Raw genomic sequence first — 13,667 nt, forward strand, 5'->3', positions numbered from 1 at the left:
CATGAAATCTACGAATGGAAGCAAGAGCGGGCGTCCCCGTGGTTGGCTCACCGCGGGCGCGGTGCTCGTCTTTGGCGGGCTCCTTCCGGCGTGCCGCGAGCCTGCGCCCACACACGACACGGCGGCCTCCGCCGCGCCATCGTCCGCCGCGCCTTCGTCATCCGCGCGGCCAGGGACGGCGTTCGACGCGCTGGATGGCATGGATGTGCGCAAGCCGGTGCCTCTCTTGCCGATGATGGCCAATCATCAAAAGCAAAATATGCGGGATCACCTCGTGGCCGTGCAGGAGATCATCGTCGCCGCGGCCTCAAACGACTTCGCGGGCGTCGAGCGCGCCGCTTCGCGGATCGGTTCTTCCGAGCAGATGGGCCGGATGTGCTCGCACATGGGGGCCGCGGCGCCCGGATTCACGGACCAGGCGCTCGCGTTCCACCGCACCGCGGACACCGTCGCCGAAGCGGCGCGAAAAGGGGACAAGGACGCCGTGATGTCGGCGCTCGGGCGAACGCTGGCCACCTGCACCGGCTGCCACGCCGCGTGGAAGCAGCAGGTCGTCGACGAGTCGACCTGGCAGAGGCTCACCTCGTCAGCGCCGCCGACGGGGCACCGGTGACGCATCAGGACGAGGCGTGACGACGCCTCACCCGTTCACTCCGCGCGCGGCGCGCGGCCGGCCGGGTCTTGCGAGCGCGCCAAACGACGCATGATTCCGGCATCGAGGGACCACGCTCCTGCGCCCGCGATGAACAGGAAGAGCGCCCCGAGAAGCATCGACATGTCGGTGCGAGCCTCGTGCAGCATGCTCCAGAGGCCGTGCTTCGAGGTCGACGGGTTCGCGAAGATCCAGAAGCCGTGGCCGAGCAGGATCGGGATCTTCGTCGAGAGGAGCGCGACGGTCATGACGCCGACGAGCGGCAGCGCCGCGAGCCTCGTGGCGAGCCCGAGGAGGATGAGCACGCCACACACGAGCTCGACGCTGCCGACGAAGGGGCCCATCACCTCGGGCGCGGGGATGCCGATCTTCGCGAACCGTCCCGCGCCGAGCGCCTGTGGGAAGAGGAACTTCTGGATGCCCTCGGAGGTGAAGACGATGCCGACCGCGAGCCGGATCAACACGACGGCGCGCGGCGCGGTCGAGGCGAAGAGCCGCCGTGCGAGGGCCGCGCCGCTCTGGTCGTGAAGCTGGGTGCTCATGTCCGTCCCCTTTCTTGGTCGCCTTGGATCGTGGGCATGCGGTCGTGGTCGTGTACGTGGGAACCGTGGCACACGCGCGACACCCGAAACCACCCCTCGGGGTCACCTTCGAGCTCCGCGCGGCACTCGCAACCACTCCTCGGGGTCACCTTCGAGCTCCGCGCGACACTCGAAACCGATCCTCGGGGTCACCTTCGAGCTTCGCGCAACACTCGAAACCGATCCTCGGGGTCACCTTCGAGCTTCGCGCAACACTCGAAACCGATCCTCGGGGTCACCTTCGAGCTCCGCGCGGGACTCGAAACCGACCCTCGGGGCTACCTTCGAGCTCCGCGCGACACCCGAAACCGACCCTCGAGGCTACCTTCGAGCTCGGCGCGGGACTCCAAACCGCCCTTCGGGGTCACCTTCGAGCTCCGCGCGACACCCGAAACCGACCCTCGGGGTCACCTTCGAGCTCCGCGCGGGACTCGAAACCGCCCTTCGGGGTCACCTTCGAGCTCCGCGCGGGACTCGAGACCGCCCTTCGAGGTCATCCGTCGAGCTCGTCGTCGAGGTCGAGCAGGTCGCCGTCGGGGAGCGGGCCCGGCGCGCCGAACAGACGCGACGCGGGCGCCACAGACGCGGTCTGGCGCCTGAGAAAACCCTGGCTCGTCGCGACGAAACCCGCCTCTTTCAGGGCGTCCGCGAGCGGCGAGCGCGCCGTTGGTTCGCCGTCGACCGTGGCGATGAGCACGACCCGCGCGCGGCCCCCGTCGACGAGCTCCACGAGCGCGCGGGCGAGCGCGCGGGCCTCGGCGCTTCGCTCGGGCTCGTCGCGCGGCAGGAACGTGAGCAGGCCACGCTCGCTCTTGCCCATCCAGGCGAGCAATCGACCGTCATGCAAAATCACCCGCGCGCCGGCCGCGCGTTTGGGCCGCGAGGCGCCGCGCTGACCGCTCTCGGGCTCCGCGTCGTCGCCCGGCCAGCGCACGGAGGCGCCATAAGGGTTCGCCGGATCGGCGGCCGAGAGGACCAGCACGCGCGCCTCGGCCTCGGCCGAAGGCTCGCGGAAAGAGCGCAATCGATCGTCCGCGCCGGGCAAAGCGAACTGCGCGGCGCCGAGGCCGGCGACGAAATAACCACGACGAACCCTGCCCGCCTCCTCCATCGCGCGGAGGACGTCGTACACGGCGGAGAAACCACCCACGAGGCCCTCGGCATGCGCGGCCTCGCGTGTCACCACGCCGTGCCGATCGAGGAGGATTCGCGCGAGCGCGGCGCGGCGCTCGGTCTCGCTCGGACCTTTTTCGGAGGCCGCGGGCAAGAGCGACCAGCGGCCCTCGCTGCCGGGCGGGCCCGCGCGGCGCGCGCCGAAGAGGCCGCCGCGGCTCGTATGCCGCCGCCCGCCGCGTTTCTCCTCGCGGCCGAGGGATCGTAATGGCGCGAGCGTGTCATTCGTGACCTCGCCGGCCCAGACGAGCTCCCACAAGGCCGCGAGCACGTCGTGCCCGAATCCGCCCGTCTCGCGCAGGAGGTCATGGAAGAAGACGGCGCCTCGCCGGGCGAGCGTCTCGCGCACCCGCGCGGCGAGCGCGCCCTCGGCCTCGCCGGGCGGCGGCGCGAGATACGGATAAGCCTGCGAGAGATACAGGGCGATGCGGCCCGAGGCGTCGCCGACCGGCTCGACGCCGCGCCAGACGACCTCGCCGGCGGCGCATAACGCGTCGAGATCGCCGGGGCGATACCCTTGCACGCGCGCGGGGAGGATCTCGGCCTCGAGCGCGGAGGAGACGAGCGGCGCGCCTTGCAAAAGCTCGACGGCGTAAAGCAAGGCCTCCTGGCCGCGGCGCGGGCGGGTGAGGCCGTGCCATTCGACGAGGAAACGGGCGTACGCCTCGGGCGGGACGGGCTCGACCTCGGCGCGCAGGCGCGCGAGGGAGCGTTGCTTGAGCGAACGAAGGACCTCGGCGTCGCAATACTCGCGGCCGGATCCGCCCGGGAGGAGCTCGCCCTCGGTGACGCGGCGGCGCTCGATGAGCGTGGCGAGCGCGACGCGGACGGGGCCCGTGCCGAGGCCATAACGAAACGCGACGTCCTCGGCGCGGAAGGGGCCGTGGGTCCGGGCATAACGGGAGACGATGTCGACGAGGGGATCCGCGGACGGTTCGAGGAAGGCCGCGGGCAGGCCTGCCGGCGGCACGATGCCGAGCGCGTCGCGCAGGCGCCCCGCGTCCTCGACCGCCAGGAATCGCTTTTCGCCCGCGATCGTGACCTCGAAGATCCGCCGCGCGCGCGTCAGCTCGTCGAGGAAACCGTTTGCTCGTGTTGCACCACCGCCCTCCTCTTCGCTGCCCGCGCGGGCCACGATCTCCTCGCGCGAGAGATCCCCGAGCGAGAGCAAGAGATCGTGCACCTGATCGGCGTGCTTGAGGGGTCGTTTTCCATCGAGGCGCTGCAGCGACCGCGCGAGGACCTCGATCGAGGCGGGATCGAGCAATTCGCGCATCTCGGCCTCGCCGAGCAGCTCGCGCAAGCGTGAATGGTCGATCGCGAGCATCTGCGCCTTGCGCTCGGCGAGCGGCAGGTCGCCGTCGTACATGAAGTTGCCGACGTACCCGAAGAGCAGCGACGCGGCGAAGGGCGAGGCCGCGCGGGTGTCGACCTCGTGCACGCGCACCTTGCGGGACTCGATCTTCTTCAGGAGATCGATGAGCGCGGGCAAATCGAAGACGTCCCGCAGGACCTCGCGGTAGGTCTCGAGGAGAATGGGAAACGAGCCATACCGCGCGGCCACGGCGAGCAGATCCGAGGCGCGTTTTCGCTGGGCCCAGAGCGGCGAACGTTTGCCCGGGCGCTTGCGCGGCAGGAGCAAGGCGCGGCCGGCGCATTCGCGGAAACGCGCGGCGAAGAGGGCGGAGGCGCCGAGGCTCCGGACGACGAGGTCCTCCACTTCGTCGGCGTCGGGCAGGAGGAGGCGCGCGTCGGGCGGGCCCTCCGCTTCGGGAAAACGCAAGACGACGCCGTCGTCGGCCCAGACGGCCTCGATTTCGAGGGCGAGCTCGGCGCGGCAACGCTCCTCGATGGCGCTCGCGAGCGGCGCGTGCACGCGTCCGCCGAAGGGCGAGAGGATGCAGACGCGGGTGTCGCCGACCTCGTCGACGAAACGCTCGAGCACGATCGCCGTGTCGCTCGGGACCACGCCCGTCGCCGCGGCTTGCTCGCGGACGTAACGGAGGAGGTTCTTCGCGGCGCGTGTATCGAGGTGGTGTTTTTCGCGCAGGAGGCGCTCGGCGGCGGCGTCGTCGGCTTTTTCGATCTCGCGGGCGACGCGGCCGATCTCGGCGCCGAGCTCGACGTTGCGGCCCACGCGATCGCCACGCCAGAACGGCATTTTCCCGGGCTCGCCGGGCGCGGGCACGACGAGGACACGATCGTGCGTGATCTCGGTGATACGCCAGGAGGACGCGCCGAGGACGAAGACCTCGCCTTCCCGCGCCTCGAAGACCATCTCCTCGTCGAGCTCGCCCACGCGACGCCCGGGTTTCCCCGCTGATTCTTCGGTCGCCAGAAAGACGCCATAAAGCCCACGATCGGGGATCGTGCCGGCATTGACGACCGCGAGCCGCTTCGCGCCTTCCCGCGCGCGGATCGCGCCCGTGGTCCGGTCCCAGACGATACGCGGGCGCAACTCGGCGAACTCGTCCGAGGGATACCGGCCGGAGAGCATGTCGAGCAGGCCCTCGAAGCTCGCGCGCGGGAGGTCGGCGAACGGCGCGGCGCGACGGACGAGCCCAAAGAGCGCGTCCTCGTGGATGGAGTCCATGGCCGTGATCGCGATGATCTGCTGGGCGAGGACGTCGAGGGGGTTTCGCGGGTAATGGGTGGCCTCGACCTTGGCGTCGATCATGCGGCTCGTGGCGGCGGCGCACGCGAGCAGATCGCCGCGGTGCTTGGGGAAGACCACGCCACGCGAGATGGCGCCGACGGCGTGGCCGGCGCGGCCGATACGCTGGAGGCCGGCCGAGACGCTCGGAGGAGATTCGATCTGGACGACGAGATCGACGGCGCCGAGGTCGAGGCCGAGCTCGAGCGAGGAGGTCGCGACGATACACGGCAAGCGACCTTCCTTGAGGGCCTCCTCGATGCGGGCGCGCTCGTCCCGCGCGACCGATCCGTGGTGCGCGGCGGCGATCTCGGCGCCGGCGGCCTCGTTGATCGCCGCCGCGAGCCGCTCGGAGAGCCTGCGGCTGTTGGCGAAGATCATGGTGGAGCGATGCGCGCGGACGAGCTCGACGAGGCGCGGGTGGATGCTCGGCCATATCGACCGCGCCGCCGGATCCGCGCCCGGGCCTTTGCCCGTATCCTCGCCGGGTTCACCCATGCGGGTCATGTCGTCGACGGGGACTTCAATGGAGAGCTCGAGCGATTTCGGCGCGCTCGCATCCACGATGGTGACGGGGCGCGGGACGAACGAGCCCTTTTCGTCGATCTCGCCCCCGCCGAGCAGGCGCGCGATCTCGTCGAGCGGGCGCTGCGTCGCGCTGAGGCCAATGCGCGTCGTCCGCGGCCCTTCGCCGCGCAAGGCTTCGAGGCGCTCGAGCGACGAGAAGAGGTGCGCGCCGCGCTTCGTGGCGGCGAGCGAGTGGATCTCGTCGATGATGATGGTGTCGACCGAGCGCAAGATCTCGCGCGCGTTCGAGGTGAGCAGGAGGAAGAGGGACTCCGGCGTGGTGATCAGGATGTCGGGCGGGCGTTTGCCGAGGCGCGCGCGCTCCTCGGGCGAAGTGTCCCCGGAGCGGATCGCGACCGTGGGCACGCGGAATGGTTTTTCCAGACGCTCGGCCGTCCTCGTGAGGCCGGCGAGCGGGGCGCGCAGGTTGCGCTCGACGTCGGCGGCGAGCGCCTTGAGCGGAGACACGTAAAGGACGCGGCAGCGCTCTTCTTTCCGCGGCTCGTCCGAAAAGACCAATCGATCGAGGGCGACGAGGAACGCCGCGAGCGTCTTGCCCGAGCCCGTGGGCGCGAGCAGCAGGGTCGATTTGCCGGCCTGGATCGGGGGCCAGCCTCTCTCCTGGGCCTCGGTGGGCCCGGGGAAGGCGCCCTGGAACCAGGCGCGTGTCGCCTCGTGGAAATGGGCGAGCGCGCCGCCACCCTTCGAGGACTTCGCCCGAGGCCGCGTCACGCGCGCGCCTCCCGGGCATCCGCGAGCCGGGGCGGCTGGCATTGGGGGCAAAAATAGGTGGAGCGTCGCGCCTCGCCCTGGCGGCGCATCTCGATCACCGCGCCACAATCGTAACAAGGTTCGCCCGCGCGGCGATAGACCGAGAGGGGCCCCTCGCCGGGACGCGCGCCCTCGCGGGTCGTCCGCGTGTGGCCAAAAAACGCGCCGAGCCCGGTCCCGCGGGTCTTTGCATTCGCATTGGCGACCATGATCCGGCGGGCGAACGCGAGCAGCCGCAGGAGCTCGTCGTCGGAATGAGCCCCGACACGAGCGAACGGATCGAGCCGCTCGTGAAAGAGGATCTCGCTCTTGAAGACGTTGCCGATCCCCGCGACGACCTCCTGCGCCATGAGCGCGTCGCCGATCTCCTTGCCGGCCAAACGCCGGAGCCGGGCGAGCGCGGCGGCCTCGTCGAACGTAGGGGCGATGAGGTCGGGGCCGAGCTTGCCGATCGCGGGATCACCGGCGAGCAAGCTGGCGCGGACGAGGCGAGCGACGGGCGCGCGGAAGCAGACGGCGACGAGGCCGGGCACGGCGAGCACGACGGTGGCGGAGGTCGGCGAGCGTCGAAAGCGCTCGTCCTCGCGATAGAGGTGCCAGGTGCCGCCCATGCGGAGGTGGGTGTGGAGGACGGTGCCCTCGTCGAAGAAGACGAGCAGGTTCTTGCCACGCGCCTCGACCTTCGTGACGAGGTGGCCCACGAGCCGGTCGATCGACTGATGCCGCAGCAGGAGGGAGCAAACGGGCTGCCCCACGAGCCGCGGGCCGAGCGCGCTTGCAATGCGGTGGAGGGTGTCGCCTTCGGGCACGGGTTTGTCGTATCAGCGCGGAGCCCGTCCGACAAGCAGGCGCACCCGGCGCGCAACAAAGCAAAACCCGGCCGGCGTCATCCGTGGGTCGAGGCGCTCGGGAGGGCCTCTCCAGAGCGCCCGGCGGCGCCGTCGGTCGCCTCCTCCAGCCGCCCCGCCCGCGCGAGCTTGATCCAGAGCGGCACCGTCCCCACGCCGACGAGCAGGTTCAGCGTGATCCATACAGGGGCCGAGGGCAGCCACGCGGGCGGCGGGCTGCCGATCATCCACGAGCCGATGCCCGTGAGCACGCAGAAAATCGAGAATGCCGAGCCGCCCGCGGCCGCGAGGTTCACGAGAAGCCTTCGCCGATCCGCCGCGCCTTTTTCGAGCGAGACGGGCCCCCAGAACCCCGGGGGACGCGCGCGGTCGTAGAATTCACGCAGGCGGTCCTCCGCCTCCGGCTTCGTCACGAGCGCCGCGACGACCGCGACCGCCGTCGACACGACCGCCTGCACGAGCAATCGCGCGCCGTCGTCCTCCACGGCGAAGAGCAGGATCGGCGCGAGGACGAGCGACGCGACGAGGGCCGAAAGCTCGCCGGTCGCGTTCATGCGCCACCAGATCCAGCGCAACACGAGGACCACGCCGACGCCCGCGCCGAGCAAGAGGCTCGCCTTCCAGGCGGTCTGGATCGAGTCCATGTGAGGCATCACGAGCAGCGCCACGGCGAGGATGCCGAGGTTCGAAAGGCGAGCGACCCACACGAGCGAGCGCGGCGAAGGCTCGCGTTTCAAGAGGTGCTTGGCGATGAACCGACGGTAGATGTCGTTCGTGAAATAACTCGATCCCCAGTTGAGGTGCGTGTCGACCGTCGAGGCGAGCGCGCCGAGCATGCCCGTGAGCATGAGCCCCTTGGCGCCCGGCGGCAGAAGCTCCGCGATGCCCCGCACGAACGTGGACTCGCGCTCGGACGCGAGCGCGGCGCCCGAGAGGCCCTGGCTCGGCGGGAACAGGACGAGCAGGCCGAGCGCGATCGGCAGCCAGAACAGGCTGCGGAAGAGGACCTGCGTCACCGTGAAGACGATACCCGCGCTCTGCGCGTCCTTGTCGGAGCGACAGCCCATCGTGCGCTGCGCGAGGTAGCCGCTGCCGTCGGCGTTGATCTGGCAGATCCACTGAATGAGAATGACGCCGACGACCGTGAAGCCGGCGCCGTGCGCCTCGCCCGGCGTGAAGGCGACGAGCTCCTCGGCGGTCATGCCGGCGGGGCCCGAGCGATCGGCGGGGAAGAGGTTCGAAAGGCCCGAGGAGATGGCTCCGAAGCCGCCGACCGCGGAGATGACGAGCGCGGCGTAGACCATCGTGGAGAGGATCGCGACGCCGAACTGCGCGATGTCGGTCTTCACGACGGCGCGCAGGCCACCCGTCGTCGAGTAGAGCGTCGTGACGAGGACGATCGAGCCGATCGAGAGGACGTTGTTCGTGGAGGCCGCCCACTCGGCCTCGCCGATGCAGCGGAGCTTCAAGCAGGTCGCGCCCGCGTCGCACAGGTTCTCCGCGCCGCACGGCGCGCCCGACGCCGTCAGCGGGAAGCCGAACCACTGCACCGCGGACGAGAGGCTTTCGAAGAGGCCCGCGGGCAACCACCGATGCCAGAGGAGGAAGGGCTCGGTGATACGTGTCGTCGCGAGCAGCACCATGCCGAGCACGGTGCAATTGAAGATCAGGCCGAAGTACACGGCCTTGGCGCCACGCAGCACGGCCGCGGGCTTGCCGCCGTACCGGGTCTCGGTGAGCGCAGCGTCCGTGATGACGCCGCTCCTGCGCCAGCTCGCGCCGAGGACGAGCGCCATCACGAGGAAGGCAATCGCGTAGATCCACATCCGCCAGAGCGAGAAGACGCCCGCCGTCGCCACGAGGCCGGTGACCACGAGCGGCGTATCCGCGGCGAACTGCGTGGCCGCCATGCTGATGCCCGCCTGCCAGCCCTTCAGCGAGCGACCGGCGAGGAAATACTCCTCGAGGCTCTCCCCGGCCTCCTTCGCGCCCCCGACCCCCGACCAGATCGAATACGCGATGAAAACGAGCACGATGAGGATGTCGATCGTGTGCAGCACGAGGGACATCCTCGCCGCCGCATGGGGGGAAACGCAACTTTATTTGTGCTCAAACGATCGGGTTTGCCGGGAACGGAACGCCGCGCGTGTCAGCCTGTCAGCCGTCCTTCTCGGCGACGATCACCATACGATTGTGCGCGAGGCCGATCGGATCACCGTCCCAGGTGCCGAAGGCCTCGGTCACGACGAGGCCGACGGAGGCGAGCAGGGCGCGGAGCTCGCTGAAATGGTAGAGGCGCACGGAGAAGCGGGCCTCGCGCGTCCTGCCGTCGCGCACGAGGACGCGGTAATCGACGAGGCGGCCCGAGACCGGGTCGAAGACGTGCCGGTCGATCATGAGATCCGCGCCTTTTTGCAGGATGGTGACGGGCAAGAGCCCGCGCATCATCCAGTCGCGGTTGCGCACGTCGAGGCAGAGCTTGCCCCCCGGGCGGAGCGCGCGCGAGATGCGCCGCAAGACGTCGTGGTTCTCCTCGTCGCGGTGCAGGCCGAACACGTCGAAGAGGCAAACCACGCGGTCGAACGAGGCCTCGTCGTCGAGGTCGCGCAGGTCGGCGACGCGGTACTCGATCGGCAGGCGCGCGGCCTCGGCCTCCTCGCGGGCGAGCGTGATGAAGCCCTCGGTGCGGTCGACGCCGACGACGTCGAAGCCGCGCCGCGCGAGCTCGAGGGCGTGCCGGCCGTGGCCGCAGCCGAGGTCGAGCACGCGCATGCCCGGCGTCATGCCGAGGTGCGAGACGAGGACGTCGACCTGATGCTCCGTGCGCTCGGCGCGCAGGGTGTCCTCGTAGAAGTGCAGGTAATCGTCGACGTCGAAGACGGCGTCCCAGTCGAAGACGTAAAATCGCTCGTCGTCCAGGTGTTGGCTCATGGGTCGGTCCGGGCCGCATGCTAGCCGAGCCGAGGCCCCTGGGGAACGCGCATGAAGGGCTCGCCTCTCTCGGCCGGTCGTGGTTAGGTGGCGGGCGATGAGCGAAGAGATGAACCCCTACGCGCCGCCGGAGGCCGGGCCGGGGGAGCGCGCGACGACAAAAAAGAAAAAAAAGCGCCCCGCTTCGGGCGCGATCACCGAGGCGCTCGAGCGGCTGAACCAGCACATCGACGACACCTCCGCGATGGCCCTGGACCAGAAGGAGGCCGGCGGCAGGTTACGCGTCGTCACGATGGTGTTCGCCGGCATCGCCGCCCTCGCGCTCGTGAGCATGGTCGCCGGGTTGATGACGTTCTCGTCGCGGGAACCGGCCTTCTTCCTCCTGATCATCTTCCCCGTCGTCTTCACGATCCTGGCGGTGACGCTCGTCGCCGTGGACCTCACGATCGTGCCGCGCGACCGGCCTGCGAGCCCGGACGTGACGCTCCGCAGTTACCTCCGGTCGATGGCGATGGGCCGGCAAGGGTACGCCTGGGCGTGCCTCAGCCCCACGGCGCGCGCGCAGACCGTGAATCCTCCGGTCCTCGGCGACATCCCGCTCGGCGCGGGCACGTTCGCGCTCGCCACGCCGGCCGGCGTCAAGGACTGGTCGTCCACGTTCGCCCGCGTCGGGCACGGGCAGATCCGCAGCGTGCAGGTCAAGCGCGCCTCGATCGTGCGCGAGGACGGCGACGTGGCCGAGGTCGAGGTGCACGTGGTCTTCCAGGCCTGGCCGCAATGGGCGAACATGGTGGCCGCGGTCGCGTTCGTCCTGATCCGCCTGCTCGGCGCGATCCTCTTCCTCGTGCTCTACCTGGCGCTGCGAAAGCGGCACGAGGTCACGTTCCGAAAGACGCTCCTGCGCGGCAAGAATGGGCTCTGGTACGTGTACGCGGGCGACCTGTTCGAGGACGAAGCGCCGCGCTGAAAAAGGGGCGCGCCGCCCCTGCCCCGGCGCGCGGAGCGGGGGCGGCGCGCCGATCGTTTACTTGTTGAGCTTCTGGCGAAGCTCGCCCTTGAGCTCCTCGAATTTGCCCTCGGCTTGCTGGCGGTCGTCGCCCTTCAGCGCGCCCGCCGCGCCGTGCACCCGGCCGCCGGCCTCCTCGAAGGTGCCCTCGACCCGCTGGCCCGCCTTCTCGGCCTCCTGACGGCCTTCGCCGCGGCCCTGCTCGGAGATGCCCTCGCGGCGGAGACGCTCGTCGTCGGTCAGGTTGCCGACGGCCTCTTTGGCCTTGCCGCCGAGCTCTTCGGCGGCGCCCTTGATCCGGTTGCCGATTCCCATGGTTTCCCTTCTCGGGTCGTATGGACCCATTGTGGTATGGGGGACGTCCTGGGCAATCGACGTGCCGGAGCGCCTGGCGCGGATCGTTTACATACGAGCGAGCTCGACCGAGATGGTTTTCTCCGAGCGGACGAATGGAGTCATCATGCGCCGAATGCACCCCGACGTGCCGGCCGGATCTCCCTACGCCGCGCTGCCCGAGGAGCTCCGCGAGACGATCGTCCGGTCGTTCGTGGACCGGCGGGCCGGCGCGCCCGGCGCCGCGCAGAACCTGATGTTCGGGTTCCGCGATCCGCAGCCGACGACGGCGTGGGAGGCGCTCGACCACCTCGGGCCCATGGCCGTGAACCTGCTCGTGCGGCTCTACCATCGCATCGAGGCCATCGATCGCTCTCTCGCGACCTGGCGGCACATCCAGTGGATCCGCAACCAATGGTGGGGCGGGAGCGCCGGGATCAAGGTCGTCTACCGCGATCCGGCCGCGACGCGAAGGCGCCTCGACGAGCTCTTCCTGGGGGAATACGGCAAACGCGTCGCGCGGGACGCGTACGTCGGCGGCCTCGAGCACCAGCTCCGCCCCGCGATCGAGCTCCTGCCGCGTGTCCTTCTCCCGCATGCGCGCGCCGAGCTGCCCCACGCGGACACCTGGCGCGAGGTCGACGTGCCCATGCAAGAGGCCACGCATTTCTGCGTCGACAAGAGTGATCTCCCCGGGTTCGAGCGGCCGAACGGGCGCCATTTCGCGCTCGACGACATCCACCTCGACTGGTCCTCGCCGGTGGAGGGAATCGACGAGCGCGCCGGCCGCTGCAATTACCTCGAGCCCTGGGAGGGCAGCGTGATGCACTGGATCGAAGCGAAGCTCGGCCACGGCGCGCCCGTGTTCACGTTCGAGGTGGCCCGCGAGGTGATCACGCGCGGGCACGAGCTCGCCCGTTCGTCGTCGGCCGGCGCGGCCGTCTCCCATTTTCGAGAGCTCGCCGCGAGCTTTCAGCGCGACGCGCTCGCCCTGGCCGTGCGCGGGCGGGTCGGGTACGAGGCCTCGAAGCGGCGGCTCGAAGAGATCGAGCGCGCCGTCCGGGCGCTCGCGCCGCGCTGAACGTTCAATCGGACGATCGCCCGCGCAGCGCGCCCACGGCGAGCAGGAGCGGGACCAGCGTGAGGAACACCCCGCCGAGCGCGGCGGGGCGGCTCGCCTCCTTGAGGCCGGCGAAGAGGGTGCGCACGAGCTCCGCGTCGGGGACACGCTCCGGGTTCTCGAGGGTCGAACACACGGCCGCGAGGTTCGTCCAGGTGGCGTTCGCCATCGACATGGCGAGGGTGAGCCACATCGCGCCCGTGAAGGCGAGGCGCCGGGGCTCGGGGCGCATGGCGAACCAGGCGGCGCCGCCGACGGCGACGAACCCGAAGAGAAGGGTCGGCCACATACCCCAGCCGCCCTCGGCGAAAAACAACCACAAAGTCATGTCCTCGTCTCCTCTGCGCGGGGCGGACGCTCGGGCGCCGTCCCCATGCCGCGGAGAACACCGCGCGACGGCCTGCGTGACAAAGTTTTTTTTCTGTCACGCCTGGGCTAGTTCGGAGTTCGAGGGGACGACATGGACCGGGCCGAGGAAGCAGAGCTCGTCGCGCGCCTTCGCAAGGGCGACAAAACCGCGCTGCGGGTGGTGTACGCGTCGTTCTCGGACCGGATCTTCGGCTTCTTGCTCCGGCTCTCGCGCCGGCGCGACGTGGCCGAGGACCTGCACCAGGAGACGTGGGTGTCGGTGGCTCGCCACGCCGAACGGCTGACCGAAGGCACCGATCTGCCAGCGTGGCTCTTCACGATCGCGCGGAACAAGCACCGGTCGTGGCGGCGCTGGGCCGCGCTGGATTTCACGCGGCTCGCGTTCGACTCCGACGGGCCGGAGCCCGAGGGGCCGTCCGCGCGGCCGGACGCGGGCGACGAGCTCGCGGCGCTGGAGCAGGCGCTCGAGGCGCTGCCCATGGCCCACCGCGAGGTGCTCTTGCTCGTGGGCGTGGAGGGGCTCGAACCGAAGCAGGCCGCCGAGGTGCTGGGGATCCAGCCGGAGGCGCTGCGGCAAAGGCTGTCGCGGGCGCGCTCCGCGCTCGCCGAGAAGCTCGAGGGACCGGCGCAGAGCGACGCCGCCGTGGTACGATGAGGTGAACG

Annotated in this window: 11 protein-coding genes; 4 read left to right on the top strand and 7 right to left on the bottom strand. The window is 70.2% G+C overall.

The window, feature by feature from the left end:
* The first annotated feature begins 1 nt into the window (after position 1).
* Positions 2 to 613, top strand: coding sequence for a cytochrome c (locus tag GF068_RS32460; protein ID WP_170319814.1), 612 nt, complete (start codon positions 2 to 4; stop codon positions 611 to 613).
* Positions 614 to 648: 35 nt separating this feature from the next.
* Here the strand turns inward: GF068_RS32460 and GF068_RS32465 are convergent, their stop codons facing one another.
* The 5 genes from GF068_RS32465 to GF068_RS32485 form a co-directional block, all read right to left on the bottom strand.
* Positions 649 to 1,194 carry a DoxX family protein gene (locus GF068_RS32465; protein ID WP_153823403.1) on the bottom strand — a complete coding sequence of 182 codons (546 nt, stop codon included), beginning with the start codon at positions 1,192 to 1,194 and terminating at the stop codon, positions 649 to 651.
* Between the two features lie 532 nt (positions 1,195 to 1,726).
* Positions 1,727 to 6,358 (bottom strand): Lhr family helicase, encoded by a 4,632-nt coding sequence (locus tag GF068_RS32470; protein ID WP_338046663.1) that lies wholly within the window; start codon positions 6,356 to 6,358, stop codon positions 1,727 to 1,729.
* The gene (locus GF068_RS32475; RefSeq protein ID WP_153823405.1) at positions 6,355 to 7,206 is read right to left on the bottom strand and encodes a DNA-formamidopyrimidine glycosylase family protein; all 852 of its coding nucleotides are present in this window, start codon (positions 7,204 to 7,206) and stop codon (positions 6,355 to 6,357) included. Before GF068_RS32475 ends, GF068_RS32470 begins: the two co-directional genes overlap by 4 nt.
* 77 nt (positions 7,207 to 7,283) lie before the next feature.
* Positions 7,284 to 9,305, bottom strand: a complete 2,022-nt coding sequence (locus GF068_RS32480) for a sodium:solute symporter family transporter (protein ID WP_170319815.1) — start codon at positions 9,303 to 9,305, stop codon at positions 7,284 to 7,286.
* 97 nt (positions 9,306 to 9,402) lie between these two features.
* Positions 9,403 to 10,176 carry a class I SAM-dependent methyltransferase gene (locus GF068_RS32485; protein WP_153823407.1) on the bottom strand — a complete coding sequence of 258 codons (774 nt, stop codon included), beginning with the start codon at positions 10,174 to 10,176 and terminating at the stop codon, positions 9,403 to 9,405.
* Between the two features lie 97 nt (positions 10,177 to 10,273).
* On the opposite strand from GF068_RS32485, the gene GF068_RS32490 reads away from it, so the two are divergent.
* A complete protein-coding gene (locus tag GF068_RS32490; protein WP_153823408.1) occupies positions 10,274 to 11,143 on the top strand; it encodes a hypothetical protein in 870 nt (289 codons plus the stop codon).
* Positions 11,144 to 11,200: 57 nt separating this feature from the next.
* On the opposite strand, the gene GF068_RS32495 is transcribed toward GF068_RS32490, so the two are convergent.
* Positions 11,201 to 11,497 carry a CsbD family protein gene (locus tag GF068_RS32495; protein ID WP_153823409.1) on the bottom strand — a complete coding sequence of 99 codons (297 nt, stop codon included), beginning with the start codon at positions 11,495 to 11,497 and terminating at the stop codon, positions 11,201 to 11,203.
* A 145-nt stretch (positions 11,498 to 11,642) separates the two neighbouring features.
* Here GF068_RS32495 and GF068_RS32500 point away from each other — a divergent pair, with 145 nt between their 5' ends.
* On the top strand, positions 11,643 to 12,596 hold the full coding sequence (locus tag GF068_RS32500; RefSeq protein WP_153823410.1) for a hypothetical protein: 954 nt from the start codon (positions 11,643 to 11,645) through the stop codon (positions 12,594 to 12,596).
* Positions 12,597 to 12,600: 4 nt separating this feature from the next.
* Here the strand turns inward: GF068_RS32500 and GF068_RS32505 are convergent, their stop codons facing one another.
* Positions 12,601 to 12,963, bottom strand: a complete 363-nt coding sequence (locus GF068_RS32505) for a hypothetical protein (RefSeq protein ID WP_153823411.1) — start codon at positions 12,961 to 12,963, stop codon at positions 12,601 to 12,603.
* A 132-nt stretch (positions 12,964 to 13,095) separates the two neighbouring features.
* Between GF068_RS32505 and GF068_RS32510 the strand changes: the two genes are divergently transcribed.
* A complete protein-coding gene (locus GF068_RS32510; RefSeq protein WP_153823412.1) occupies positions 13,096 to 13,659 on the top strand; it encodes an RNA polymerase sigma factor in 564 nt (187 codons plus the stop codon).
* Positions 13,660 to 13,667: the final 8 nt, after the last annotated feature.

This window comes from Polyangium spumosum (assembly GCF_009649845.1).
In the GTDB taxonomy this organism is placed as follows: domain Bacteria; phylum Myxococcota_A; class Polyangia; order Polyangiales; family Polyangiaceae; genus Polyangium; species Polyangium spumosum.